Source organism: Sagittula sp., from assembly GCF_052825245.1.
The window spans coordinates 522,172-547,870 of record NZ_JBRBWD010000032.1 but is presented as its reverse complement, the minus strand read 5'-3'; the positions used below and the strand labels follow the sequence as shown (position 1 = coordinate 547,870).

Annotated in this window: 19 protein-coding genes; 11 read left to right on the top strand and 8 right to left on the bottom strand. The window is 68.9% G+C overall.

Annotated features, from left to right (window positions below):
- Nucleotides 1–12: 12 nt before the first annotated feature.
- The 5 genes from argH (at nt 13) to ACU0DV_RS13640 (ending at nt 5,935) form a co-directional block, all read left to right on the top strand.
- Nucleotides 13–1,404 carry an argininosuccinate lyase gene (argH, locus tag ACU0DV_RS13660; protein WP_446241630.1) on the top strand — a complete coding sequence of 464 codons (1,392 nt, stop codon included), beginning with the start codon at nt 13–15 and terminating at the stop codon, nt 1,402–1,404.
- Nucleotides 1,401–1,553, top strand: a complete 153-nt coding sequence (locus ACU0DV_RS13655; protein WP_100928609.1) for an argininosuccinate lyase — start codon at nt 1,401–1,403, stop codon at nt 1,551–1,553. Before argH ends, ACU0DV_RS13655 begins: the two co-directional genes overlap by 4 nt.
- Nucleotides 1,553–1,864, top strand: coding sequence for a DUF2834 domain-containing protein (locus ACU0DV_RS13650; protein WP_100928608.1), 312 nt, complete (start codon nt 1,553–1,555; stop codon nt 1,862–1,864). Before ACU0DV_RS13655 ends, ACU0DV_RS13650 begins: the two co-directional genes overlap by 1 nt.
- Nucleotides 1,865–2,064: 200 nt before the next feature.
- Nucleotides 2,065–3,330 (top strand): diaminopimelate decarboxylase, encoded by a 1,266-nt coding sequence (lysA, locus tag ACU0DV_RS13645; RefSeq protein ID WP_446269784.1) that lies wholly within the window; start codon nt 2,065–2,067, stop codon nt 3,328–3,330.
- 37 nt (nt 3,331–3,367) lie between these two features.
- Nucleotides 3,368–5,935, top strand: coding sequence for a TIGR02302 family protein (locus ACU0DV_RS13640; protein WP_446241628.1), 2,568 nt, complete (start codon nt 3,368–3,370; stop codon nt 5,933–5,935).
- A gap of 127 nt (nt 5,936–6,062) precedes the next feature.
- On the opposite strand, the gene arfB is transcribed toward ACU0DV_RS13640, so the two are convergent.
- The 7 genes from arfB to ACU0DV_RS13605 form a co-directional block, all read right to left on the bottom strand.
- Nucleotides 6,063–6,485, bottom strand: a complete 423-nt coding sequence (arfB, locus tag ACU0DV_RS13635; protein WP_100930911.1) for an alternative ribosome rescue aminoacyl-tRNA hydrolase ArfB — start codon at nt 6,483–6,485, stop codon at nt 6,063–6,065.
- 189 nt (nt 6,486–6,674) lie between these two features.
- The gene (locus ACU0DV_RS13630; RefSeq protein ID WP_157814961.1) at nt 6,675–6,836 is read right to left on the bottom strand and encodes a hypothetical protein; all 162 of its coding nucleotides are present in this window, start codon (nt 6,834–6,836) and stop codon (nt 6,675–6,677) included.
- A gap of 33 nt (nt 6,837–6,869) precedes the next feature.
- Entirely contained in the window at nt 6,870–7,502 is a 633-nt protein-coding gene (locus ACU0DV_RS13625; protein WP_100928606.1) for a queuosine precursor transporter, read from the bottom strand.
- A 103-nt stretch (nt 7,503–7,605) separates the two neighbouring features.
- Nucleotides 7,606–8,508, bottom strand: a complete 903-nt coding sequence (locus ACU0DV_RS13620; RefSeq protein WP_446241627.1) for an esterase-like activity of phytase family protein — start codon at nt 8,506–8,508, stop codon at nt 7,606–7,608.
- A 10-nt stretch (nt 8,509–8,518) separates the two neighbouring features.
- Nucleotides 8,519–9,436 (bottom strand): penicillin-insensitive murein endopeptidase, encoded by a 918-nt coding sequence (gene mepA / locus ACU0DV_RS13615; RefSeq protein WP_283981616.1) that lies wholly within the window; start codon nt 9,434–9,436, stop codon nt 8,519–8,521.
- A 28-nt stretch (nt 9,437–9,464) separates the two neighbouring features.
- The gene (locus ACU0DV_RS13610; RefSeq protein ID WP_283981615.1) at nt 9,465–10,832 is read right to left on the bottom strand and encodes an MFS transporter; all 1,368 of its coding nucleotides are present in this window, start codon (nt 10,830–10,832) and stop codon (nt 9,465–9,467) included.
- A gap of 150 nt (nt 10,833–10,982) precedes the next feature.
- Nucleotides 10,983–11,531, bottom strand: a complete 549-nt coding sequence (locus ACU0DV_RS13605) for an acyl-CoA thioesterase (RefSeq protein ID WP_446241626.1) — start codon at nt 11,529–11,531, stop codon at nt 10,983–10,985.
- 137 nt (nt 11,532–11,668) lie between these two features.
- Here ACU0DV_RS13605 and ACU0DV_RS13600 point away from each other — a divergent pair, with 137 nt between their 5' ends.
- The 3 genes from ACU0DV_RS13600 to yaaA all read left to right on the top strand — a co-directional run bounded on the left by ACU0DV_RS13600 (nt 11,669) and on the right by yaaA (nt 14,990).
- A complete protein-coding gene (locus tag ACU0DV_RS13600) occupies nt 11,669–11,956 on the top strand; it encodes a YggT family protein (protein WP_100928601.1) in 288 nt (95 codons plus the stop codon).
- 158 nt (nt 11,957–12,114) lie between these two features.
- The gene (recQ, locus tag ACU0DV_RS13595; RefSeq protein WP_446241625.1) at nt 12,115–14,175 is read left to right on the top strand and encodes a DNA helicase RecQ; all 2,061 of its coding nucleotides are present in this window, start codon (nt 12,115–12,117) and stop codon (nt 14,173–14,175) included.
- Between the two features lie 35 nt (nt 14,176–14,210).
- On the top strand, nt 14,211–14,990 hold the full coding sequence (gene yaaA / locus ACU0DV_RS13590; protein WP_446241624.1) for a peroxide stress protein YaaA: 780 nt from the start codon (nt 14,211–14,213) through the stop codon (nt 14,988–14,990).
- 13 nt (nt 14,991–15,003) lie between these two features.
- On the opposite strand, the gene ACU0DV_RS13585 is transcribed toward yaaA, so the two are convergent.
- Nucleotides 15,004–17,529, bottom strand: coding sequence for a response regulator (locus ACU0DV_RS13585; RefSeq protein WP_446241623.1), 2,526 nt, complete (start codon nt 17,527–17,529; stop codon nt 15,004–15,006).
- Nucleotides 17,530–17,688: 159 nt separating this feature from the next.
- Between ACU0DV_RS13585 and ACU0DV_RS13580 the strand changes: the two genes are divergently transcribed.
- Genes ACU0DV_RS13580 through pbpC form a run of 3 tightly spaced genes read left to right on the top strand, consistent with a single transcriptional unit; the run spans nt 17,689 to nt 25,692 of the window.
- The gene (locus tag ACU0DV_RS13580; RefSeq protein WP_446241622.1) at nt 17,689–23,106 is read left to right on the top strand and encodes an alpha-2-macroglobulin family protein; all 5,418 of its coding nucleotides are present in this window, start codon (nt 17,689–17,691) and stop codon (nt 23,104–23,106) included.
- Nucleotides 23,103–23,663, top strand: a complete 561-nt coding sequence (locus ACU0DV_RS13575) for a putative glycolipid-binding domain-containing protein (protein ID WP_446241621.1) — start codon at nt 23,103–23,105, stop codon at nt 23,661–23,663. The genes ACU0DV_RS13580 and ACU0DV_RS13575 overlap by 4 nt, the downstream gene beginning before the upstream one ends.
- On the top strand, nt 23,656–25,692 hold the full coding sequence (gene pbpC, locus ACU0DV_RS13570) for a penicillin-binding protein 1C (RefSeq protein ID WP_446241620.1): 2,037 nt from the start codon (nt 23,656–23,658) through the stop codon (nt 25,690–25,692). Before ACU0DV_RS13575 ends, pbpC begins: the two co-directional genes overlap by 8 nt.
- The last annotated feature ends 7 nt before the right edge of the window (nt 25,693–25,699 follow it).

Below are 25,699 nucleotides of genomic sequence, written 5' to 3'. Positions count from 1 at the left end.
GAAAGGCATGTCATGACGGACAAGACCTCGAACCAGATGTGGGGCGGCCGCTTTGCCGCCGGGCCGGATGCCATCATGGAGGCGATCAACGCCTCCATCGGGTTCGACCAGCGGCTCGCGGCGCAGGATGTCGCCGGTTCGAGGGCCCATGCCGCCATGTTGGCCGCGCAGGGCATCATAAGTGATAGCGACGCGGAGGCGATCCGGGAAGGATTGCTCACGGTTTTGTCAGAGATCGAGTCCGGCCGCTTCGTGTTTTCCACCGCGCTGGAGGACATCCACATGAACGTGGAGGCGCGGCTGAAGGAGATCGTGGGCGAACCGGCGGGGCGGCTGCACACGGCGCGTTCGCGCAACGACCAGGTGGCGGTGGATTTCCGGCTGTGGGTGCGCGATCAGCTGGATGCGGCGGAGAGCGGGCTGCTGGCGCTGATGCGGGCGCTGGTGGGCCAGGCGGAGGCCGGGGCGGACTGGGTCATGCCGGGGTTCACGCACCTGCAGACCGCGCAGCCGGTGACCTGGGGGCATCACATGATGGCCTATGTCGAGATGTTCGGGCGGGACCTGGGCCGGGTGCGCGATGCGCGGGCGCGGATGAACGAGTCGCCCTTGGGCGCCGCGGCGCTGGCGGGGACGGGTTTCCCCATCGACCGGCACGCGACGGCAGAGGCGCTGGGGTTCGACCGGCCGATGGCCAATTCGCTGGACGCGGTGAGCGCGCGGGATTTCGCGCTGGAGTTCCTGTCGGTGGCGTCGATCTCGGCCATGCACCTGTCGCGCTTTGCCGAGGAGCTGGTGATCTGGTCGTCGGCGCAGTTCCGGTTTGTCACGCTGTCGGACCGCTTTTCGACCGGGTCGTCGATCATGCCGCAGAAGAAGAACCCCGATGCGGCGGAGCTGATCCGTGCGAAGATCGGGCGGATCTTCGGGGCGAACGTGGCGCTGATGATGGTGATGAAGGGGCTGCCCTTGGCCTATTCCAAGGACATGCAGGAGGACAAGGAGCAGGTCTTCGACGCCGCCGACAACTGGATGCTGGCGCTGGCGGCGATGGAGGGCATGGTCCGCGACATGAGCGCGAATGTCCCGGCGCTGGAGACGGCGGCGGCGAGCGGGTTCTCGACCGCGACGGACCTGGCGGACTGGCTGGTGCGGGAGACCGGGCTGCCGTTCCGCGACGCGCATCACGTCACCGGCGCGCTGGTGGCCAAGGCCGAGGCGCAGGGCTGCGACCTGCCGGACCTCTCGCTGGAGGAGATGCAGGCGGTGCATGGCAAGATCGACGCATCCGTGTACGATGTGCTGGGCGTGCACAATTCGGTCCGGTCGCGGATGAGCTACGGCGGGACCGCGCCGGAGCAGGTGCGCGCGCAGGTGGCGGCATGGAAGGAGCGTTTGGCATGAAGTTTCGCGTGATGCTGGTGGTGGCGCTGGTGGCGCTTGCGGGCTGCGGCGCCGACGGCGATCCGATCCCGCCGGAGAAGGATGAACCTGCGGGGCCGGGGCTGAGTTTCAAGGTCAACGGCAAGGTCGAGATGGGGATCACGGGCTGATGCTGCGCGTGCTCTGGCTGGTGCTGGCGGTCTGGGGTGCGGTGCATCCGATGTACTGGTTCGTCAGTTTCCTTGCCGCCAACGGCTGGGACCTGGGCGCGATGATCGACGCATGGTACGTGAACGATTCGACGCGCGGCCTGACCTGGGACCTGACGATCGCGGCGGTGGTGCTGACCGTCTGGGTGCTGGCGGAGGTGTCCGTGCGGCGCAACTGGGAGGCGCTTCTGGCGATCCCGGCGACCTTCCTGATCGGGGTGAGCTGCGGTTTTCCGCTGTACCTGTGGTTCCGGTCGCGGCCCGTGGCCTGAGGCGTGAGGGGCGCGCTGGCGCGCGCGCCTGATATCTCGTCGGCGGCCTGCGGCCTTCTCCTCGGGTTGCCTCCGGCGGAGGTATTTCTGCCAAGCTGAAGGGGGGCGCCGGGACCGGTCCTTGCCTTGGCGGCATGTGGGGGCTGGTTCCTGCCCGCGGGCTGCGCTAAAGCGGCCCCGTTTGCATGGAGGGCGGCGCCTTGGATCATTTCCTGTATCGCGACGGTGAGTTGTTTGCCGAGGACGTGCCCGTCGCGGAGATCGCGCGGGCGGTGGAGACGCCGTTCTACCTGTACTCCCACGCGACGCTGGTGCGGCATTTCCGGCTGTTCGACGAGGCGCTGTCCTGGGGTCCTCACATGGTGTGCTACGCCGTGAAGGCGGCCTCGAACCAGGCGATCCTGACGGCGCTGGCCGCCGAGGGCGCGGGCATGGACGTGGTGTCCGGCGGGGAATACGCGCGGGCCAGGGCCGCCGGCGTGCCGGGAGACCGGATCGTGTTTTCCGGCGTGGGCAAGACGCGTGGCGAGATCCGCGCGGCGCTGGAAGGCGGCATCCGGCAGTTCAACGTCGAGAGCGAACCGGAGATGCAGGTGATTTCCGAGGTCGCCTCGTCGATGGGCGTCGTGGCGCCCATCGCGGTGCGGGTGAACCCGGACGTCGATGCAAAGACCCATGCGAAGATCGCCACCGGCAAGAGCGAGAACAAGTTCGGCATCCCCATCGCGCGGGCGAAGGAAGTCTATGCCGAGGCGGCGGCCCTGCCGGGGCTGAAGGTCGTGGGCATCGACGTGCACATCGGGTCGCAGCTGACGCAGCTCGAACCGTTCGAGATGGCCTATCGCAAGGTCGCGGAGCTGACGGAAGTTCTGCGCGCCGAAGGGCACACCATCGAGCGGCTGGATCTTGGCGGCGGACTGGGCATCCCCTACGCGCGGTCGAACGAGGCGCCGCCGCTTCCCACGGATTACGGCGCGATGGTGCAGCGCACGGTCGGGCACCTGGGCGTCGAGGTGGAGATCGAGCCGGGGCGGCTGATCGCCGGGAACGCGGGTATCCTCGTCAGCCGGGTGATCTACGTGAAGAACGGCGAGGGGCGGGATTTCCTGATCCTCGACGCGGCGATGAACGACCTGATCCGGCCCGCCATGTACGACGCCTATCACGACATCGTGCCGGTGATCGAGTCGGAGGCCGGGGTGGAGCAGGTGGCCTACGACGTTGTCGGGCCGGTCTGCGAGACGGGCGACACCTTTGCGAAGGGGCGGACCATGCCGCCGCTGGTGTCCGGCGACCTCGTGGCGTTCCGGTCGGCGGGTGCCTATGGCGCGGTGATGTCGAGTGAATACAACACCCGTCCGCTGGTGCCCGAAATCATGGCAAAGGGCGATCAATTCGCTGTCATCCGGGCGCGGCCGAGCTTTGACGACATGATAAATCGCGATACTGTTCCTGAATGGTTGTGAGCTATCCTGCGCGCAGCCGACCCTTTGGAGGCGCGTTATGGCTCGACCTGAACCGCAACACACCCCCGTCACAGGACTGATCCGCTGGCCGCTGCGCCTGACCCGTCTGGGCATGGTGGCGGAGGCGATCACCCGTGCGTTCTGGCCGCTGTGGTCCGTGGTCTTCGTCGCGCTGGCCTTGCTGATGCTGGGTCTGCAGGACGAGGTGGCGACGGAATGGGTCTGGGCCGGGGGCGCGGTGCTGGCCCTTGGCGGCGTGGCGGCGCTGGTGTTCGGGGTCCGGCGGATGCGCTGGCCGTCCGAGGGGGCGGCGCTGCTGAGGCTGGACCAGACGCTGAAGGGCAACCCGATCCAGGCCTCGCTCGACCGGCAGGCGGTGGGCGCGGGCGACGCGGCCTCTCTGGCGGTGTGGCGCGCGCACCAGGCGCGGATGAGGGCGCGGCTGGCAGAGGCGCGCGCGGTGGAGCCGGACCTGCGCGTGTCGCGGGCCGATCCCTTCGCGCTGCGCTACGTGGCGGTGCTGTTCCTGTCGGTGGCGCTGCTGTTCGGGTCCTTCGGGCGCGTGCAGTCGGTCACCAACATGGGGATCGGCAACGGCACGGCGATGCAGGGGCCGGCGTGGGAAGGCTGGATGCAGCCGCCCGCCTACACCCGCCTGCCGTCGGTCTACCTCAACGACATCACCGACCCGGAGATCCAGGCGCCCGAGGGGTCGATGATCACGCTCAGGATGTATGGCGAGGTCGGATCGCTGACCGTCGAAGAGACGGTCTCCGGCCGGACCCTGACCGACGAGGAGGCACAGGACACGGCGCAGGATTTCGAGGTTGCCACCTCCGGGCGCGTGGCGCTGGACGGACCCGGCGGGCGCGAGTGGCAGGTGGCGATGATCCCCGACGCGGGGCCCGCGGTGCGGCGCGACGGCGACATCGAGGTGAGCTACGAGGGCGAGGCGCAGATCCCCTTCACCGCCGAGGACGACCATGGGGTCGTGATGGGCCGGGCGCGGATCGTGCTGGACCTGGCGGAGGTCGACCGGCGCTATGGCCGCGCGATCGAGCCGGAGGCGCGTGAGCAGATCGAGGTGCCGCTGCCGATGCCGGTTGCGGGCGACCGGACCTCCTTTACCGAGCCGCTGGTGGCGAACTTCTCGCTGCACCCCTGGGCGAACCTGCCGGTCAGGCTGGAGCTGGAGGTCGAGGATGCGCGCGGCCAGACGGCGCTGTCGGAGCCTGAGGCGATCACCCTGCCGGGGCGGCGGTTCTTCGATCCCGTTGCGGCGGCGCTGATCGAGGAGCGGCAGGCGCTGCTGTGGAACCGCGAGAACGCGGGGTACACGGCGCAGATCCTGCGGGCGATCCTGAACCGGCCCGAGGATCTGTTCCGCAAGCAGGTGCAGGCCGAGCAGCTGAAGCAGATCCTGAACCGGATCGAGGCGCAGGCGATGATCGGCATGACCGACACGGCGCAGGAAGAGATCACGCAGGCGCTCTGGGATCTGGCGATCGAGCTGGAGGAAGGCGACCTCGAGGATGCGCGGCAGCGGATGCAGCGGGCGCAGGAGCGGCTGGAAGAGGCGATGAAGAACGGCGCCTCGGACCAGGAGATCGCCGAGCTGATGCAGGAGCTGCGCGAGGCGACCCGAGATTACATGCGGCAACTGGCGCAGCAGCAGGCGCGCGAGGGGAACCAGGGCCAGCAGCAGCAGATGGATCCGTCGCAGATGATGGAGATGACGCAGGATGACATCCAGCGCATGATGGACCGGATCCAGGAGCTGATGGAGGAAGGCCGGATGGCCGAGGCGCAGGAAGCCATGCGCCAGCTTCAGGAAATGCTGGAGAACATGCAGATGACCCAGGGCCAGGGGCAGGGCCAGTCCCCGGGCGAGCAGGCCATGGAGGGCCTGTCGGAGACGCTGCGCGACCAGCAGGAGCTGTCGGACGAGGCGTTCCGCGAACTGAACCAGGGTCAGCAGGGCCAACAGGGTCAGCAAGGCCAGCAGCAGGGGCAACAGGGCCAGCAGGGTCAGGGCCAGCCCGGAGAGCAGCAAGGGCAGGGCCAGGGCCAGCAGCAGGGCGAGAACGGCCAGGGCGGCCAGCAGTCGCTGGAAGAAGGGCTGGCTGAACGGCAGCGCGCCCTGCGCGACGAGCTGAACCGCCAGCGGTCGAACCTGCCGGGGCAGGGCTCTGAAGCGGGTGAAGAGGCCGGACGCGCGCTGGAGCGGGCCGAAGGCGCCATGGACGGTGCGGAACGCGCGCTGCGCGAGGGCGAGCTGGGCGAGGCCATCGACCAGCAGAGCCAGGCGATGGAAGCGCTGCGCGAGGGTCTGCGGAGCCTTGGCGAGGCCATGGCCGAACAGCAGAACCAGCGGTCCGGCGAGCAGGGCTTTGCCGAGGGCGGCGACCCGCAGGAACAGCAGGACCCGCTCGGGCGGAACTCCGGCACCACGGGCCGGGTCGGCACCGACGAGGGCCTGTTGCAGGGCGAGGACGTGTATCGCCGCGCCGAGGAACTGCTGGGCGAGCTGCGCAAGCGGTCGGGCGAGACGGAGCGTCCGCAGGTGGAACGCGACTACCTCGAACGGCTGCTGGACCGCTTCTGATCCGATGTGACCCGGCGGTGCGCGCTGACGCGCGCGCTGCCTGTCTCGTCGGCGGCCTTCGGCCTTCTCCTCGGGGTGCAGCGGGCGATTACCGGATGGCGAAAGGTCCCGGGCCGGTGCGATGCCGTCAGTTCTCGGGATCGACCCTGCCGCGCAGGGCCTTCACGTCGCCGCGCTGCTTCTTTGCGGCGAGGCGGCGTTTCTTGCTGCCCAGCGTGGGTTTCGTCGGGATGCGGCGTTTGGGTTTGCGCGTGGCTTCGAGGATCAGCTCGGCCAGACGATCGCGAGCGATCTCGCGGTTGCGGGCCTGACTGCGGGTCTCGTCGACCTGCAGCACGACCGCACCCTCCTTTGTCCAGCGGCGGCCGGCGAGACGGCGCAGGCGCGCCTTCACCGGGCCGGGCAGGTTGGGGGAACGGTCCGCCTCGAAGCGCAGTTCGACGGCGGTCGAGACCTTGTTGACGTTCTGGCCGCCTGGGCCGGAGGAGCGGATGAACTGTTCGGTCAGTTCCCAGTCCTCGATGGTGATCTGGTCGGTGATGCGCAGCATGGCAGGAAGCATAGGGCAGAGGTGACAATCTAAAAGGGCCGCCTGCGTTAAGGCGACCCTTCGAGAATTACGGAGGCGGGGCCGGTTAGGCTTTGCCAACTCGGGGAAATGTTACCCCAGGGATTGCCCTAGGTTGCCTTTCCTCGAACTGTTCCGACACCTCTCTCCAATGCTTCTCTAGACACTGGATCACCTCCTTTCAGCTGTTTCAAACGCTTGCTCAGGCGTGGTGCGGTTCAGGCTCTGCTCGTCCGCCTCACGCAAGATGATGGTGGCATGGGATATCCTCACCACAAAGTCTTTTTTGCAATCGCGGTGCATTTTTGGTGACCGTGCTGCATCAAGCAGCACGGCCCCTTTATCCACAGGGTCTTCGGGGGTGTGTCAGGCGGGCTGCGTGACCCGGGTGACGATCATCCGGAAGGGGATCAGCGCGATCAGCGCGAGGGTCAGTTTCACCAGCCAGTCGGCCACGCCGAGCGACACCCAGAGCGGCACCACGGGACCGGCACCCAGGAGGGGCAGCGTCTCGTTCGCCCAGGACACGTCGTTGCCCGGCTCGATGAAGGTGAGCGCGCCGGAGAAGGCGACGGTGAAGAAGATCGCGGTGTCGAGCGAGGAGCCCACCAGCGTCGACGCCAGCGGCGCGCGCCACCAGCGGCCTTCGCGCAGGCGGTCGAAGATCGCCACGTCCATGAGCTGAGCCGTCAGGAAGGCGAGGCCGGAGGCGATGGCGATCCGCAGCGTCACCGCCGGGTAGGTGTAGCCGTCGCCCTGCAGCATGATCTGCGTGCCGATCAGCGAGCAGATCACGCCCACGACGAAGCCCGCGAAGACCACCTTGCGGGCGGGTCCCGCGCCGTAGATGCGGTTCATCAGGTCGGTGACGAGGAAGGCCAGCGGGTAGGTGAAGGCCCCCCATGTCAGCCACTGGCCGAACAGGAACTGGACGAGGATGTTGGAGGCCAGCACGATGGCGGCCATGGCAAGGATGCCGGGAAGGTAGGCGCGGTTCATTGTGATACCCGTTTTTGACAAGGTTGCGGGGACTTGTTCCGGTCAGGGCCGGACCGGGGGCGTATAGGCCCGCGCGGCGAGTCTGGCAAGGGAAAAGCCGGGGTCAGTGGGCGACCCGGTACTCCACGAACTCGGTGCGCTGAAAGCCGTTGAAGTTGTTGTCGGAGACCATCGTCAGCCGGATCGTGCCGGTGGTGTCGCGCCAGACGGAGAGACCTTCGAGGTTGCCGTGGACCAGCGAATGCGTGGCCAGCAGGGTTTCGTCGTGGGTCACGTGGTCGCCCTGCAGCGTCAGCCGCCGTACGCGGGACCGGAAGGCGATGCCGCTGAATTCGCGTTCCAGCAGGTAAAGCGCGCCGTCGGGGCCGAAGTCGGCGCCCACGGGCAGGAAGTTGCCGCGGCGCAGGATGGTGAAGGGCTGGCTCCAGTCCCCGGTGCGCGGATCGTAGCGGAAGACGGGGAAGGGCCGGGTGAGCTTGCCGGAGCGTTCGGGCAGGGTGTAAAGCCGCCCGCCGTCGTCGATTGCCAGCGTTTCGAGGCTGGAATTGGCCTGCATCTTGGGGAAGGTCCTGCGGTCCGAGAGGGGCTGTGTCGGACCCTCGGGCGGGAAGGCCCAGACGCGGTGGTGCGCCTCGAACGAGACGTAGGCGGTGCCGTCCGGTCCAAGGGCGAGCCCCTCGGAATCGGCCATGGCGTCGACCACGGGCTGTCCTTCGAGGTCGCGCAGGGGATCGGCGGAGGTGACGGTGGCCGCCACCAGCCGCCCGTCGTCCGCGCGGCGGAAGGTGCCGCGCAGGATCATGCCGCGGTCGGTGATCGTGGTGAAGGCGGTGCCGTCGTCGGACACCTCGAGGCCGGAGAAGCCGCCCTGGTGATGCTCGCGCTCATGCCAGAGCAGGCTGCCCGTGTATTTCGCGTGGGCGGTGGGCGTTGCCGCCATGGCCCAGCCGATGGCGAGCGCAAGGCCCGCCACCGCGGTCGCGCCGCGCAGGAATGTCATGCGCATGGCGGGCCTGTCAGTTGGAGGCGAGCACGGCGGCGCAGGCGTTGGGCAGGTCGCCCAGCGTCAGTTCACGCTTCGGCGGTGCGGGTTTCGCGTTCGGGTCCGGCGGCGGCGGGTTGAGGATGTTGTTCACCCACTGCTGCGCGTCGGCGCAGCCGTCGCCCGGCGGCGGGGCGGCCTGGTCGACGCAGCCCACGGCACCCTTCGGGCAGCTCAGCCGGACGTGGAAGTGGTAGTGATGGCCCCACCACGGACGGACCTTGCGCAGCCAGGCGCGGTCGCCCTTTTCGTCGTTGCACATCTTCACCTTGGCGCCCGGGAAGACGAAGATCCGCGCCACGCGGGGATCGGAGGCGGCGGCCTTGATGATCTCGTGGTGCGCCTTGGTCCAGTTGTTGTTGGTGTAGGCGCCCGAGGAGCGGCGCAGCGAGATCGACGAGATGTTTTCGCGCGCGCGTTCGGAGAGGTTCAGGTCGTCGGCGGGCAGCATCCAGATGTCGGCGTCGAGGCCGATCTGGTGGCTGGCGTGGCCGGTCAGCATCGGGCCGCCGCGCGGCTGGCTCATGTCGCCGACGTAGATGCCCTTCCAGCCGGGCTGCTGCGCGGCTTTCTTCGACAGGTCCTGGATGTAGTCGACCAGCTCGGGGTGGCCCCAGTTGCGGTTGCGGCTGAGGCGCATGGCCTGCCAGGTCGGGCCGGTCTCGGGCAGCTGCGCGCCGCCGGCGAGACAGCCCTTCGAATAGGAGCCATAGGGCGCGGAGGACTGCCCGGAGGCGTCGCGCTTGGCGCCGAAAAGCTGCTTGGCCTGCTTCGAGGACAGGACGGGATCGACCGCGACCTGCGGCAAGGGCTCGCCCGAGATGTCGCGGGGTGTCGGGTTGCCGCAGGCGGCCAGCGCCAGCAGACCGAACATAAGGGTCTTGCGGATCATTTCACTGCTACTCCCTCCGGGGCTGTTTTCAGGGTACGTCGCCTTCCGGTTTCACCCAGACTAACAGAGCCAGCCCCAGAAGAAAGAGGAAGATCACCGGCAGGAACCCGAGTTGATTGGACTGCGTCCAGAGCGTGAAAACCGTGATCAGCGCGGGGGCGAGGAAGGCCGTGGCCTTGCCGGTCAGCGCGAACAGGCCGAAGGCCTCGGCCGGGCGGGCCGGATCGGAATGCCGCACCATGAGCGAGCGGGAAGCGGAATAGAGCGCACCGCCCGCGCCGCCGATTATCGCGCCGCAGATGAAGAAGACGACATCGGGCACGGCGCTGCCCGGCGGCAGCGGGATCATGAACAGGTGTTCGCGCGACATGCCGACGATGATCGTGCAGACGACGATCAGCGACCAGATGCACCAGCGGATCACCGGCTTCGGTCCCACCCGTTCGTCGGCGATGCCGCCCAGCCAGCTGATGACCGCGGCGGCGATGGCGGCGATGATGCCGAAGACGCCGATCTGGATGATCGACCAGTCGAGCACGAGCGTCGCGTAGATCCCGCCGTAACTGTAGAGCGCGGTCAGCGCGTCGCGGTAGAACATCGAACTGACGAGGAAACTGGCGCAGGAGCGGCGGCGCGAGATGTTGACGATGCTGGCCTTCAGGTCCTTCAGCATCCGCCCCACGGTGGCGTCGGGGTTTTTCGGCACGCGCGGTTCGCGGTTCCAGATGAAGTAGGGGATCATGAAGAGCCCGAACCAGAGCGCGATGAACGGGCCGGTGAAGCGTGTGCCCTCGCGCCACTCCGGGTCGAGGCCGAAGGCGGGGGCGAGCCCGATCAGGGTCTTGCCGCTGTCGTTCTCGGCGAAGAACAGCAGGACGATGAACAGCGAGGCGACGCCGCCCCAGTAGCCGAAGGCGGTGGCCGTGCCGGAGATCCGCCCGATCTGCTGCGGCGTGCCGAGAGAGGGCAGGAGCGCGTTGTTCAGGTTGAAGGCGGATTCGGAAGCGACGAAGCCGATCCAGAAGGCGGCCAGCGCGAAGATCAGCCCGCCGCCGTCCGGCATGAGGATCCAGAGCATCGAGGCCATGACCACGGCCAGCGTGGTGAAGCCGTAGATCCACGGCATCTTGCGCCCGGAGGTGTCGGCCCACGCGCCGAGGAACGGGGCGGAGATGGCGATGACCAGCCCGGCCACGGTCTGGGCGGAGGACCAGAGGCCCTGCGCGGAGGCTCGGGCGGCCTGATCCTCAAGCCCCTGCGCCATGTACCAGCCCGCAGCCACCGCCGCGAAATAGGGCGCGAAGACGAAGGTCAGGCCGAGCGTCGCGTAGGGCTGCTGCGCCCAGTCGAAGAACATCCAGCCCCAGATGCGTTTCCTGCCGATGGTGTCCTGCATCGCCCGTCTCCCCGTTTCGGCGCGATAGAACCCGGGCCGGGGGGGCGTGGCAAGGGCCGAGCGGGGGCGGAGTGAAACTCCGCCCTACGGGAGGGTGCGCACACGGGTGTGTCGCGCGCCGTCCCCCGGGCGGGGGAGCGGACCTCTGCCCTACGCCGGGAACGTCCTGTGGGGCGGCCAGGGGCGCATGTCCTCTGCCTCCACCCATCTGGCGACCCAGTCGGGCAGCGCGGGCGCCTCCGACATGTCGACGCCCAGCGCCTTTGCCACGCGGTCGGTCGCCACGATGCCGTTGCGATCGGTCAGCGCGGTGCGCACCACCAGTTGCGAGGTGCATTCGTCGCGCGAGTTCCACATGCTCTGCTCGATGTAGGTGAAGCGGCGGTCCCAGCCTATGAGGCGGGTCTGCATCTCGACCCGGTCGAAGCCGCGCACCCGGCGGCGGTAGCGCACAACCGAGCCGGCGACCGTCAGGCCCCAGCGCTCGCGCTTGAGCACCTCGAGCAGGCCCATGCGTTCGGCCATCGGGATGCGCCCCAGATCGTAGAGTGTCAGGGTGCGGCCGTTGTTGAGTTCGTTCCACATGTCGAGGTCCCACGGCATGCAGAGGTGGTGCGAGATGTGGGTGTCGAAGAGGCCCATGCGCGGCGCCTTGCGCGCGCGGGCCATGTCCTTGAAGAGTCGGATGAAGGGGTACATGGCAGTCCTGTCGTTTTCAGGACCGGGTGTGCGGGCATCGCGGCACCAGCGTCAACCAAGACCTCGCGGCACACTTGCCCTCTGCGGCCCGCATGCTTAGGTGTCCCGCAACCCGAGTGTTCGAGAGGCCCCAACAGATGACGTCGCTTTTCCAGATCCTGCTGCTGATCATCGGCATCGTGAAGTTCATCATCATCGCCCATGTCATCATGAGCTGGCTGATCAACTTCCAGATCCTGAACCTGCGGCAGCCGCTGGTGGCGTCGATCTGGGACGGTCTGAACCGTCTGTTGGAGCCGGTCTACAGCCGCATCCGGTCCTTCCTGCCGCAGATGGGCGGGCTGGATCTTGCGCCGCTGATTGCCTTCGTGGCGGTGATCGCCATCGAGATCGTGCTGCGCAACAACGCCATGGCCTTCTACTGAGGTATCGGGAAGAGGGGCTCTGCCCCTCGGCCTGCGGCCTCACCCCGAGGTATTTCGTGCCAAGATGAAGGGCAGGGCGATCCGGGGTTGATTCATCGAATCTTAGTATGAGAATGTCGGGATAAGAGCAGATATAGACAATCCCGACAGGCTGGCCCATGCCCCGCGACACCGACGGCCCCTCCGTTCAGGCGCTTCTGAAGGACATTTTCGGCTTTGATGCCTTTCGCCCCGGACAGGGCGAGATCGTGGAGGCCGTGGCGGCGGGCGAGAACGTGCTGGCCATCATGCCGACGGGCGGGGGCAAGTCCCTGTGTTTCCAGTTGCCTGCGCTGGTGCGGCCGGGGGTGACGGTGGTCATCTCGCCGCTGATCGCGCTGATGCGGGACCAGGTGCGCGGGCTGCGGGAGGCCGGCGTTGCCGCGGGGGCGCTGACCTCCGGCAACACGCAGGAAGAGAGCGACGCGGTCTGGGACATGCTGCATGCGGGCGAGCTGAAGCTTCTGTACCTGGCGCCGGAGCGGCTGGCGGGGGCGGGCACGCAGCGGATGCTGGCGGAGGCGGGCGTGTCGCTGATCGCCGTGGACGAGGCGCATTGCGTCAGCCAGTGGGGCCACGATTTCCGCCCCGACTACCTGCGGATCGGCGAGCTGCGGCGCGCGCTGGGGGTGCCGCTGGCGGCCTTCACCGCCACGGCGGACGTGGAGACGCAGGAGGAGATGGTCAGCCGCCTGTTCGACGGCGCAGCGCCGCGGACCTTCCTGCGCGGCTTCGACCGGCCGAACATTCACCTGGCGTTCCAGCCGAAGGACGGGCCGCGGGCGCAGGTGCTGGGCTTTGCCGGCGCGCGGCGCGGGCAGTCGGGCATCGTCTATTGCGGCACGCGGGCCAAGACCGAGGGCATCGCGCGGGCGCTGCGCGAGGACGGCCATTCGGCCTGTCACTATCACGGCGGGATGGAGGCGGACGACCGGCGCCATGTCGAGGAGCGCTTTGCCCGCGAGGACGGCCTGATCGTCTGCGCGACGGTGGCCTTCGGTATGGGGGTCGACAAGCCGGACATCCGCTGGGTCGCCCATGCGGACCTGCCGAAGTCGATCGAGTCCTATTACCAGGAGATCGGCCGCGCCGGGCGGGACGGGGCGCCGGCGGAGACGATGACGCTTTACGGGCCGGAGGACATCCGGCTGCGGCGCACACAGATCGACGAGGGCATGGCCCCGCCGGAGCGGCGGCAGGCGGACCACGGCCGGCTGAACGCGCTTTTGGGGCTGGCGGAGGCGCTGGGATGCCGGCGGCAGGCGCTGCTGGCGTATTTCGGCGAGACGGCGGAGCCCTGCGGCAACTGCGATCTGTGCGACACGCCGCCCGAGGTCTTCGACGGGACGGAGGCGGTGCGCAAGGCGCTGTCCGCTGCGCTGAGGACTCAGGAGAGTTTCGGCGCGGGCCACCTGATCGACATCCTGATGGGCAAGGACACCGACAAGATCACCCAGCGCGGGCATGACGCGCTGCCGACCTTCGGCGTCGGCAAGGACCTGTCGAAGGGCCAGTGGCAGGCGGTGTTCCGGCAGATGATGGGGCGCGACCTGATCCGCCCCGATGCGGAGCGGCACGGCGCGCTGGTGATGACCGACCGCGCCTTGCCGATCCTGCGCGGCGAGGAACGGATTTCGCTGCGCAAGGACGTGCTGAGCAAGGCTGCCGACCGGCGTCCGGCGGTGAAGGCACTGGTGTCGGAAGAACACGCGCCCATGTTCTCGGCGCTGAAGGCGAAGCGGACGGCGCTGGCGCGCGAGGCGCAGGTGCCGCCCTACATGATCTTCCCCGACCGCACGTTGATCGAGATGGCGGAGAACCGGCCCGCGACGTTGGACCAGATGGCGGCAATCAACGGGGTCGGCGCGAAGAAGCTGGAAAGCTACGGGCGCGCCTTCCTCGAAGTGCTGACCGGCGCGGCCCAGGAGGTGCACCCGGTGCGGCTGCGGGTCGCGGCGCGCGGGGCGGGATCGGTCTATGACGCGCTGCTGGAATGTCAGGCGCGGCTGGTGCGGGGCGAGGACGGGACGGAGAAGCCGCTGTCCTGCACGGCGTCGTCGCTGGCAAAGCTGGCCGAGGCGCGGCCCGACAGCGAGGCCGGGATCGAACGGCTTCTGGGCGACAAGCGGGCGGAGCGGTTCGGCGCCGCGTTTCTGGACGTGCTGCGCGCCGTGGACTAAGTGCCCATCCGGACGGCGCGATTGGGGGATTTGACATGCTCGTGACGATTTCACCGGCCAAGCGGCTGGACTGGACGGAGCGGTCGGTCGCGATGACCGAACCGAAGTTCGAGGCGGATGCGCAGCGGCTGGCGAAGACCGCGCGCAACCTGACCCTGCGGGACCTGAAGGGGCTGATGGACCTGTCGGACGACCTGGCAAAGCTGAACCGGGACCGGTTCCGCGCCTTCACCGACACGCCCGGGCCGGAAGACCTGCGGCCCGCCGCGCTGGCCTTTGCGGGCGACACCTATATGGGGCTGGAGGCCGGATCGCTCGACCCGGAAGAGCTGGACTGGGCGCAGGATCACCTGCGGATCCTGTCGGGGCTTTATGGCGTGCTGCGGCCGCTCGACGGGATACAGGCCTACCGGCTGGAAATGGGGTCGCGGCTGAAGACGCGGCGCGGGGCGAGCCTTTACGACTACTGGCGAGACCAGATCGCGAAGGACCTGCGCGCCGAGGCGGAGGCCCTGGGCACCGATACGCTGGTGAACTGCGCCAGCCAGGAGTATTTCGGCGCGGTGCCGGAGAAGGCGCTGGGGCTGCGGATCGTCACGCCGCAGTTCATGGAGATGAAGCCCGGCGGTCCGAAGATCGTCAGCTTCTTCGCGAAGCGGGCGCGGGGCGCGATGGCGCGTTTCATCATCCAGCGGCGGCTGACCGATCCGGCGGGGATCGTCGATTTCGACCTTGGCGGCTATCGTTTCCAGCCCGGGATGTCGGAACCGGACCGCCCGGTGTTCCTGCGCAGCGAGGAGGCGGTGGCGGCCTGACCTGCGCGCCTGCCTATTCGGCGGCGTCGCGCGTGGCGGGGCGCGGCGCGTAGGTGTCGATCATCGCGGCCAGTTCGGACTTGCGCAGCGGCTTCGTGAGGTAGTCGGTCAGCCCGGCCTCGAGGATGCTTTCGCGGTCGCCCTCCATCGCGTGGGCGGTGACGGCGACGATGGGCACGGGGGGCGCGCCGCCCTCCAGCCGGCGGATTTCGCGGGTGGCCTGCTTGCCGTCCATGCGCGGCATGGAAATGTCCATGAAGATCAGGTCGGGCCGCCGGTAGCGGAAGGCATCGACCGCCTCCACCCCGTTGTTGGCGAAGCGCAGGGCCACGGGGAAATCCTTTGTCATCTTGCGCATGACAAGCTGGTTGGTCTTGTTGTCCTCCGCGACCAGCACGTCGAGCAGCGGCTGCGCGACCGGCGTTCGCCCGGAGCGGAGCTGCGCGGGCGGCATTGCGGGCAGCGGCGCGGTCTCATGCACCTTTTCGAGCGCGTCGAAGAGGGTGCGGCGCGGCACGGGTTTCTGCAGCACCGCAAGGACGCTGTCTACGGTGCCGTCGGGCAGGTGGGCGGGCTGGTCGGCGAACAGGATCACCGGCAGGCCCGGGCGTCCGTGCCGAAGCTGCCGGGCCAGTTCGACCCCAGTCATGTCGGGCAGGTCGTATTCCACCATCAGCAGGTCCGGCGCGTCCTGCAGCGCGTCGATGGCTTCCGACCCGGTGGTGCAATAGGTGATCTCCAGCCCCAGCATCGCCAGTTGCTTGGTCAGGATGGCGCGGTTGGGGCCGTAGTCGTCGACGACGAGGATGCGTTTCAGGTGGCGCGGCAGTTGCGCCGCCTCGTAGACCGGGTTTTCGTCGGTCTGGAGCATGATGCGGAGGCCGAAGAAGCTGCCCCGGCCCAGCTCGGAGTCCACCCAGACCTCGCCGTCCATCAGCTCTACCAGGCGGCGGGTGATGGCGAGGCCGAGGCCGGTGCCCTCGAACTTGCGGTTGCGCTCGTCCTCGACCTGGTTGAACTCGCCGAAGACGTGCTCGACCTTGTCGGGCGGGATGCCGATGCCGGTGTCCTCCACCGTGATGTGGACCGCGGTGCGGCCGCCGTCCTCCATCACGCCGACGACACGGACCAGCACGTAGCCCTGCACGGTGAACTTGACCGCGTTGCCCAGGAGGTTGGTCAGGATCTGGCGGATGCGGCCGGGGTCGCCGACGAAGTGCGTGGGCAGGAACATGTCGTAATCGACCAGAAGCGCGATGTCCTTGTCGCGCGCGGTGGGCTGGAGAAGCATCACCACCTCGTGGATCGCGCGTTCCAGGTCGAAGGGTTCGGGGTGCAGTTCGAGCTTTTCCGCCTCGATCTTCGAGTAGTCGAGGATGTCGTTGATGATCACCAGCAGCGCCTCGCCGGACGAGCGGATGGTGTCGGCATAAAGCCTTTGTTCATCGTCGAGGTCGGTTTCGCGCAGCAGGTCGGCCATGCCGACGACGCCGTTCATCGGGGTCCGGATCTCGTGGCTCATGTTGGCGAGGAAGGCGGACTTTGCGCGGTTGGCGGCCTCTGCCCGGGTCGTCGCCTCCTTCAGGCGCTGCTGATCTTCCTTGATCTGGGTGATGTCGACGCGCAGGCCGACGCGCCCGCCGTCCGTGGTTTCCCGTTCGTAGATGCGCAGCCAGCGGCCGTCTTCGAGTTGTTGTTCATGCTCGACCTCGGAGGAGCGGTGCTTGATCAGGCGGTCCTCCAGCCACTCCTCCTCCCGTCCCACGGCTTCGGCGTATTGCCCGTGGGCCAGGCCGTAGCGCAGGATCTCCTCGAAGGTGGCGCCGCGGACCATCGCCGGGGCGCTGGCCTTGTAGTAGTCGCGGTAGGGCTGGTTGCACATCAGCAGCCGATCCTCGGAATCGTAGATCACGAAGCCGTCGGGCAGTTCCTCCACCGCGGACCACATGCGCATTAGGTCGGTGATGTCGACGGACAGCGAGACGATGCCGCCGTCGGGCAGGTGCCGTTCGCGGACCTTCACGAAGCGCCCGTTCCAGAGCCTGAGCGTGGTGTTGGGGATCGGGTCCTGCGCCCACCGGGCCAGCATCCTGAGCTGCCAGCCCTTCGGGTCCTCGCCCTGCAGGTCGACCAGCCCTTCCTCGACGAGGGTGGCGAGGATCTCGGCGTAGGACACGCCCGGCACGACGTGGTCGAGCCCGTCGAACATGGACAGGTAGGCGGGGTTCGCCAGCTCCAGCCGCCGGTTTTCGTCGAACATGGCGAAACCGTCGCGAATCGTCTCCATCGCGGACCAGAGCTGTTCGGTGACGACCTCGATCTTTTCCGTCGCCTGGCCCAGTTCCTGCACGACGCGCTTGTGCTGGCTGCGGACCTCTGCCACCTCGTGACGGGTTTCGCGGATCTCGTGGCTGAGCTTCAGGGCATGATCGCCAAGGCGCTTGTTCGCTTCGAACAGCTCCTTCTGCTTCAGCTCGAGCAGGCGTTCCGCAGCCAGACGCGCGCGCCTTTCCTCGGCCAGACGATCCGCCAGATCCATCCGCTGCCCTCCAGGTCCGCGCGCACTCTTGCCCGGTGGTGGTGAAGATCGGCTTAAGGCCATGCTTTCACGGAAGGGTGCGGGAAACCGGACCCGCAGAATCCTTGCCCCGCCCACGCTGGCGTGGCAGTTTGAAACCATTGATGAAAGGAGCTTTTGATGCGTCGTTTTGCTCTTGCCCTGATGATGGGCATCCTTGCGGCACCCATGGTCGAAGCGCAGGACACGGTGCCCGACCGGCGTTTCGTGGTCTCCCGCGATATGGATTTCGCCGGGTCGGACCTTCAATCGCTCTTTGATACCACGCTGGACGCCTGTCAGCGGGCCTGTCTCAATACCGAAGGCTGCCGGGCGTTCACCTTCAACACGCGCAACAACTCCTGTTTTCCGAAAAGCGGGGTGACGAACACCTCTCCTTATGACGGCGCGATCTCGGCCCGGCTGGTGGAGGCCGACCCGGCGGTGCTGGAGCGTGGGCGGGCACGGTTCGGCGATCTGACCTTCCTCAGACCGGCGGATTTCGCGCAGGCCCGCAACGAGGCAGAGGCGCTGGCCGTCCGCCACGGCGGCGGCAAGTACACGGTCGAACAGCTGCTGGACGCCGCGCAGACCTCACGCGAGGCGGGGAACCTGCGCGATGCGGTGCACTGGACGGGCGCCGCGCTGGCGCAGACGGACACCGCCGAGTTGTGGCTGCAGTACGGGCGCTGGTCAAACGACCTTGCCGCGACGCTGAACGGATCGGACGAGCGGCGCTTCCGCAACCGCGGGTGGCTGGCGGCGATCAACGCCTACCTGCGGGCAGAGGACGCCCCGCAGCAGATCGAGGCGGCGAAGGACCTTGCCCTCCGGCTGGAACAGCAGGACCGCGGGCGCGACATGATCCCGGCGCTGCGCCTTGCGGAACGGCTGGGGGCCGGGCCAGAGGTGACGGAGCTGCTGGACGTGGCCATCGGCAAGTACGGTTTCCGCATCGTGGAGCACACGGTGGAGTCCGACAGCGCGCAGCCCCGCATCTGTGCGGAGTTCAACCGCCCGCTGAAGCGCGCGGGCGTCGATTATTCCAACTATGTCCGCCTGGCCGATCCCCGGCTGGCGGTGACCGCCGACGACAGCCGCGTCTGTGTGACCGGGGTGGAGCACGGATCGCGCCACACCGTGACCTTCCGCGCGGGCCTGCCCTCCGACGATGGCGAGGAGCTGGTGCGCGACGTTCCGATCACCGCTTACGTGCGCGACCGTTCGCCCGCCGTGACCTTCCCGGGCCGGTCCTACGTGCTGCCGCGCACCGCCGACGCGGGCCTGCCGGTGGAGACGGTGAACACCTCGGAACTGGAACTGACGCTGCGCCGCGTGTCCGACCGCAACCTGATCCGCGCGATCCAGAACGACTATTTCGGGCAGCCGCTGGGCCAGTATGACGAGGACTATTTCGCCCGCGAACTGGCGGAGAAGATATGGACCGGCACCGGCGAGGTGCAGAACGAACTAAACCGCGACATGATCACACGCCTGCCGATGGGCGATGCGGTGGGCGACCTGCCCGCGGGGATCTACGCGCTGACCGCACAGGTGGCCAACGACATCGACGGAGAGGCGCGGGCGACGCAGTGGTTCCTGCTGTCCGACATCGGCTTGACGACGATGCAGGGCAACGACGGGTTGACGGTCTTTGCCCGCGACCTCGGCAACGCGGAGCCCATCGAAGGGCTGGAGGTGACGCTTCTTGCGCGCGCGAACCGCCCGCTTGAGGTCGCCACGACCGATGCGGAGGGCGTCGCGCGCTTTGCGCCGGGGCTTCTGCGTGGCACGGACGGCTCCGCCCCCGCGGTGGTCATGGCGCGGCGCGGCGAGGAGGACCTGGCCTTCCTGTCGCTGACCGATCCGGCCTTCGACCTGTCGGATCGCGGTGTCGAGGGGCGCGCCCCCGCCGGGCCGATCGACGCCTTCCTTGCGACCGACCGCGGCGCCTATCGCGCGGGCGAGGTCATCCATGTCACCACGCTGGTCCGCGATCCGGAGGCAGAGGCGCTGCCCGACGTGCCGCTGACCGCCGTGTTGTTGCGGCCGGACGGCGTGGAATATTCGCGCCATGTCTCGGACGGTGTCGGCGCGGGCGGTCATGTCTTCCACCTGCCGCTGGCCGATGCCGTGCCGCGCGGCACCTGGCGGATCGAGGTCTTTGCCGATCCCGAGGGCGCGGCCCTGACCTCCGAGACCGTACTGGTCGAGGACTTCGTGCCGGAACGCATCGACTTCGACCTGGCGCTGCCGGAGGGGCCGATCAACCCGCTGTCGCCGCCGAGGCTGTCGGTCGACGCGCGCTACCTGTTCGGCGCGCCCGGCGCGGACCTGCCCATCGAGGGCGAACTGCGGCTGGCGACACGCACCACGCTCGACGCCTTTCTGGGATACCGGTTCGGACGCCACGACGACGAGGCAGAGTACCGGACCGACAGCTTCCCGGCGGACCTGGCAACCGACGCCGAGGGCAAGGCGGATCTGGCCCTGCCCCTGCCGGAGATGGACCCGACGGGCCGCCCGATGGAGGCGCGCGTCACCCTGCGCATGTCGGAGATGTCGGGCCGCCCGGTGGAACGCCGGATCACGCGCCCGGTCGCCTCGCCGACCCCGATGATCGGCATCAGGCCCGCGTCGGAGGATTTCCCCGAGAACGCCGAGGCGAAGTTCCAGGTGATCGCGCTTGGCCCCGATCTGGAGCGGACGGAGATGGACGTATCCTGGACCGTCAACCGCGTGCGCACCCGCTACCAGTGGTATCAGCAGTACGGCTCCTGGTACTGGGAGCCGATGACCACGCGGACCACGGTCGCGCGCGGCGAGGGGCGCCTTGGCGCCGACCCGCTGGAGATTGCGGCGGACGTCGAATGGGGCGAGTACGAGGTCGTGGTGGAGCGCACCGATGGCGCCTACCTCGCGGCCTCCATGGACTTCTCGGCGGGGTGGTACGCGGCTGCCAGCGCCGACGACACACCGGACATGCTGGAAATGTCGCTGGACAGTGAAGCCTACAGGGAAGGCGAGACGGCGCAGCTGCGCATGGTCCCGCGGTATGCGGGCAAGGCGGTCGTGACGGTGCTGTCGGACCGCGTCATCTCCATGCAGGCGGTTGAGGTCTCGGAAGGCGAGAACCTGCTCGACCTGCCGGTGACGGAGGAATGGGGCGCGGGCGTCTATGTCACGGCGCAGGTGATCCGGCCGATGGATGTGGCGGCGGGGCAGAACCCGGCGCGCGCGCTTGGCCTGACCCATGCCGCCGTCGATCCGGGCGACATGAAGCTTGAGGTTTCGGTCGACGCGCCGGAGGAGATCGCACCGCGCGGCCCGCTGTCGGCCACGGTGAACATCGCCAATGCCGCGGACGGAGAGACGGCCTACGTGACGGTTGCCGCCGTCGACGTGGGCATCCTGAACCTGACCGCCTTCGAGACACCGGACCCGGCGGGCTACTACTTTGGCCAGCGCCGTCTGGGCGTCGAGATCCGCGACATCTATGGTCGTCTGATTGACGGGCTGGACGGGGCCATGGGCACCGTGCGCTCGGGCGGCGACGGGGCGGCGGGCATGGACCTGCAATCGCCCCCGCCGACAGAGGAACTGGTGGCCTTCTTCTCCGGCCCGGTGACGGTGGTGGACGGCAAGGCCGAGGTCTCCTTCGACATTCCCGACTTCAACGGCACGGTGCGGCTGATGGCGGTCGCCTGGTCGGCGAGCGGCGTCGGCAGCGCGGAGAAGGACGTGTTCGTCCGCGACCCGGTGGTGGTCTCTGCCGCGATGCCGCGTTTCCTTGCGCCGGGCGACGAGACGCGGCTGGCGCTTGAGTTCACCCATACCCGCGGTGCCGCGGGCGAGATGCCGCTTGAGATCACGGCGGGCGAGGGGCTGACCCTTGGCCCGGTCGCGACGACGATCACGCTGGCAGAGGGCGGCAAGACGACCTTCGAGGCGGCGCTTGGCGCGGTGGAGGTGGGCGACCACGAGATCACCGTGGCGCTGACCACGCCGGACGGCGCGGTGCTGACCAAGACGCTGACGCTGGGGGTGCGGGCAAACGACCCTGCCGTCGGCGCGACGCGGCGTTTTCAGCTTGCCGCCGGGCAGACCTTTACGCTGGACCGCGAGATCTTCGCCAACCTCAGGCCGGAGAAAGCCTCGGCCCTGGTGTCCGCCGGGCCGCTGGCGCGGTTCGATGCGCCGGGGCTTCTGGCCTCGCTCGACCAGTATCCCTACGGCTGTACGGAGCAGGTGACCTCGAAGGCGCTGCCGCTGCTTTACATGTCGTCGATTGCCGAGCCGCTGGGGCTGGGCAGCAAGGACCGGATCGACCTGCGCATCCAGCAGTCGATCACGCGGGTCCTGACACGGCAGGCGCCCAACGGGGCGTTCGGGCTGTGGGGCGCCTATTCGGGCGACGCGTGGCTGGACGCCTATGTGACCGACTTCCTCAGCCGGGCGCGGGTGGCGGGCTACACCGTTCCGGACATCGCCTTCCGCAACGCGCTGGACAACCTGAAGAACGAGATCGCCTACGCGGCGGACTTCGACGACGGGGGCGAGGACATCGCCTATGCGCTGATGGTGCTGGCGCGCGAGGGCGAGGCGGCCATGGGCGACCTGCGCTACTACGCCGACGAGCGCGCCGACAACTTCGCCACACCGCTGGCGCAGGCGCAGCTTGGCGCGGCGCTGGCGGCCTATGGCGACCAGCCGCGCGCGGATGCACTGTTCTCGAAGGCCGCGGCACGGATCGCTTCGCGTCCGCCAGCCGAGGGGCAGGTGTACCGCGCTGACTATGGCTCCCGGCTGCGGGATACGGCGGGTGTGCTGTCGCTGGCAGTGGAGGCGCGGTCGGACAGCATCGACACGGGCGCCCTGACGACACGCATCGCGTCGTACGACCGGCCCCTGTCCACACAGGAACAGGCCTGGGCGCTGCTGGCAGCGCACGCGATGGTGCAGGACCCGACCGTGTCCGGCCTCGAACTGGACGGCGCGCCGCTGGCGGGGCCGTTCGTGCGCCGGATCGCCGCGCAGGGGATGCAGCCGACCACGCTGACCAACACCTCCGACACCCCGACCGACGTGACGCTCACGACGCTGGGTGTGCCCGAAGGCGCGACGGAGGCCTCGGGCTACGGCTATGCCATCGAGCGGGCCTATTTCACCATGGACGGTGACCCGGTCGCGGACATCGCGGTGGGCGACCGCATGGTGGCCGTGGTCACGGTGCGGCCCGCCGAGGACACGCGCGCGCGGCTGATCATCGACGATCCGCTGCCCGCCGGTCTGGAAATCGACAACCCGTCGCTGATCCGGTCCGGCGATGTGCGTGGACTCGACTGGCTGGAGACCTCCGACACGGAGTTCAGCGAGTTCCGGGCCGACCGCTTCATCGCGTCGGTCGACCAGCACGACGCCGCGCCGATCCGGCTGGCCTATATCCTGCGGGCGGTGTCCCCGGGCACCTTCCACCAGCCGGCCGCGCTGGTGGAGGACATGTACCGCCCTGAATACCGGGCGACGACGGCCTCCGGCAGCGTGTCGGTGGCTGAATGACCGGCACGACGGTCGCCACCGCACACTGGCGCGCGCTGGACCGCGAGGGCGAGGACAAGTGCCGCCTCGCCCGGCTGGACAATGGCTGGATGCTGGTGGGCCACGCGCGGTTCCGGGACGGCACCGGCTGGGCCGCGCTGGATTACGTCGTGCGCATCGGGGAGGACTGGTGCACCCGCTCCGCCGACATAAGCGGTGCCTATGCGGGCGAAACCGTGGCGTGGAAGCTGCTGCGCAAGGACGGCGTCTGGAGCTTCAACGGAGAGGTGCAGGCGGGGCTTGAAGGGGCGGAGGATGTGGACCTCAGCTTTACCCCCGCGACCAACCTTATGCCGCTGCGCCGTCTGCCGGAGGTGGGGCGCATCGACGTGACCGCCGCGTGGCTGCGCCTGCCCGGTCCGAACCTCGGCCCGCTGACGCAAAGCTACACGCGCGAACGCGGGCACCTCGTGCGCTACACCGCGCAGGAGACGGATTTCGAGACGCAGTTGCAGGTCGATCAGCATGGCTTCGTGACGCTGTATCCCGGCCTCTGGGAGCGCGAGGAAGATGCCTGAACGGCGCGGTCTGAGGCGCTTGTCCGCGCTGGTCGTGGCGCTGTGGTGCGCGGCCTTCGCGGGCGACCGGCTGTCCGGCTGGGTCGACGCGACGGAGATCCCGCTGCTGGTGCGCGCCACGTCGCCCGAGGTGCGCGACCGCGAAGGCGACCTCCTGCGCGCCTATACCATCGAGGACGGGCTGTGGCGGATGACGGTGACGCCGGATCAGGTCGATCCGCTGTTCTACCGGATGCTCGTCGCCTACGAGGACAAGCGTTTCTTCAGCCACAACGGTGTCGACCTGCGGGCGACGGCGCGGGCCGTGGCGCAGGGGTTGAGGCACGGGCGCGTGGTGTCGGGTGCCTCGACCCTGACGATGCAGGTGGCCCGCCTGCTGGAGGATGGGACCACCGGCCAGTGGCAGGGCAAGCTTCGGCAGATGCGGCTGGCGCTGGCGCTGGAGCGGCGGCTGACCAAGGACGAGATCCTCGCGCTCTATACCCTGCTTGCGCCCTACGGCGGCAACGTCGAGGGGCTGCGCGCCGCCTCGCTGATCTGGCTGGGGAAGGAGCCGCGCCGCCTGACACCCGCCGAGGCCGCGCTGCTGGTCGCCCTGCCGCAGGCCCCCGAAAGCCGCCGCCCCGACCGCCACCCGGAGGCCGCCCGCGAGGCGCGCAACAGGGTCATGGTCCGCATGGCGGAGGCAGGCGTGATCCCGATGTCGGCGGCCCGGTCCGATGCGCTCGATCCCTCGCCCAAGGGGCGTTTCCCGATGCCGCAACTGGCCCCACACATGGCCGACCGCGCGGTGGCAGAGGCCCCGGGGCGGCACGACCTGACGCTGGATGCCGACCTTCAGCGCAGCCTCGAAGACCTCGCGCGGCACCACATGGCGCGACTCGACCCGCGCCTGTCCATGGCCATCGTGCTGGCGGATCACGACAGCGGCGAGGTGCTGGCCTCTGTCGGGTCGCCCGATTACGCGGGCACGCTGAACCAGGGCTTCGTCGACATGACCACGGCGCAGCGGTCGCCCGGTTCGACGCTGAAGCCGCTGGTCTACGCGCTGGCCTTCGACCGCGGGCTGGCGCATCCGGAGACGCTGATCCTCGACACGCCGGTGCATTTCGGGAGCTACGCGCCGCAGAACTTCGACGGGGAGTACAGGGGAGAACTGACGGTGCGGCGCGCGCTGCAACTGTCGCTGAACATCCCCGTGGTCCGCCTGACGGAGGCGCTGGGACCGGCGCACCTGATGGCGGCGCTGCAGGGCGCGGGGCTGAAACCGGCGCTGCAGGGCGGCGCGCCCGGGCTGGCGCTGTCGCTCGGCGGGGTTGGCCTGACGCTGGAGGAGATGGTGCAGCTGTATGCCGCGCTGGCCCATGGCGGAGAGGCGCGGCCGCTGCGCTGGAAGGCCTCCACAGCGGAGGAGGCAACGCCCCGGCGGCTGGTTTCGCGCGCGTCGGCCTGGCAGGTGGGGCACATCCTTGCCGGGATCACGCCGCCCTCCGCCGCCGGACCGAAGGGGCGGATCGCGTGGAAGACCGGCACCTCCTACGGGCACCGGGACGCCTGGGCGCTTGGCTGGGACGGGCGCTACGTGGCCGGGGTCTGGATCGGGCGGCCCGATGGCACGCCGGTGCCCGGCGCCTTCGGGGCGGACCTTGCCGCGCCGGTGCTTTTCGAGGCGCTCGGACGGGCCAGCGCGCGTCCCGTTCCGCTGCCTGCCCCCCCGCCTGAGACGCTGATGATCTCGAACGCGCAACTGCCCGCGAACCTGCAGCGCTTCGGCCCGCGGGCCGAGACCGCCGCGCTCCAGGTGACGTTTCCGCCCGATGGCGCGACGCTGGCGGTGTCGCCCTCCGGCGTGCCGCTCAAGCTGCGCGGCGGCACCCCGCCCTACACGGTACTGGCCGACGGGGCGGTGCTGGCGACGGGACTGAGGCGGCCTGAACTGCTGGCGCCGATCTCGGGCCCCGGATTCACGACGCTGTCGGTGATCGACGCGCGCGGGCAGTCCGGGCGGACGACGATCGAACTGCGCTGAGAGGCGG

Excerpts from the sequence above, each read along its gene's own strand:
- argH (WP_446241630.1), top strand. The coding sequence starts at position 13 with ATGACGGACAAGACCTCGAACCAGATGTGGGGCGGCCGCTTTGCCGCC.
- ACU0DV_RS13655 (WP_100928609.1), top strand. The coding sequence starts at position 1,401 with ATGAAGTTTCGCGTGATGCTGGTGGTGGCGCTGGTGGCGCTTGCGGGC.
- ACU0DV_RS13650 (WP_100928608.1), top strand. The coding sequence starts at position 1,553 with ATGCTGCGCGTGCTCTGGCTGGTGCTGGCGGTCTGGGGTGCGGTGCAT.
- ACU0DV_RS13640 (WP_446241628.1), top strand. The coding sequence starts at position 3,368 with ATGGCTCGACCTGAACCGCAACACACCCCCGTCACAGGACTGATCCGC.
- arfB (WP_100930911.1), bottom strand. The coding sequence starts at position 6,485 with ATGCTGCGCATCACCGACCAGATCACCATCGAGGACTGGGAACTGACC.
- ACU0DV_RS13625 (WP_100928606.1), bottom strand. The coding sequence starts at position 7,502 with ATGAACCGCGCCTACCTTCCCGGCATCCTTGCCATGGCCGCCATCGTG.
- ACU0DV_RS13620 (WP_446241627.1), bottom strand. The coding sequence starts at position 8,508 with ATGCGCATGACATTCCTGCGCGGCGCGACCGCGGTGGCGGGCCTTGCG.
- mepA (WP_283981616.1), bottom strand. The coding sequence starts at position 9,436 with ATGATCCGCAAGACCCTTATGTTCGGTCTGCTGGCGCTGGCCGCCTGC.
- ACU0DV_RS13610 (WP_283981615.1), bottom strand. The coding sequence starts at position 10,832 with ATGCAGGACACCATCGGCAGGAAACGCATCTGGGGCTGGATGTTCTTC.
- ACU0DV_RS13605 (WP_446241626.1), bottom strand. The coding sequence starts at position 11,531 with ATGTACCCCTTCATCCGACTCTTCAAGGACATGGCCCGCGCGCGCAAG.
- ACU0DV_RS13600 (WP_100928601.1), top strand. The coding sequence starts at position 11,669 with ATGACGTCGCTTTTCCAGATCCTGCTGCTGATCATCGGCATCGTGAAG.
- recQ (WP_446241625.1), top strand. The coding sequence starts at position 12,115 with ATGCCCCGCGACACCGACGGCCCCTCCGTTCAGGCGCTTCTGAAGGAC.
- yaaA (WP_446241624.1), top strand. The coding sequence starts at position 14,211 with ATGCTCGTGACGATTTCACCGGCCAAGCGGCTGGACTGGACGGAGCGG.
- ACU0DV_RS13585 (WP_446241623.1), bottom strand. The coding sequence starts at position 17,529 with ATGGATCTGGCGGATCGTCTGGCCGAGGAAAGGCGCGCGCGTCTGGCT.
- ACU0DV_RS13580 (WP_446241622.1), top strand. The coding sequence starts at position 17,689 with ATGCGTCGTTTTGCTCTTGCCCTGATGATGGGCATCCTTGCGGCACCC.
- ACU0DV_RS13575 (WP_446241621.1), top strand. The coding sequence starts at position 23,103 with ATGACCGGCACGACGGTCGCCACCGCACACTGGCGCGCGCTGGACCGC.
- pbpC (WP_446241620.1), top strand. The coding sequence starts at position 23,656 with ATGCCTGAACGGCGCGGTCTGAGGCGCTTGTCCGCGCTGGTCGTGGCG.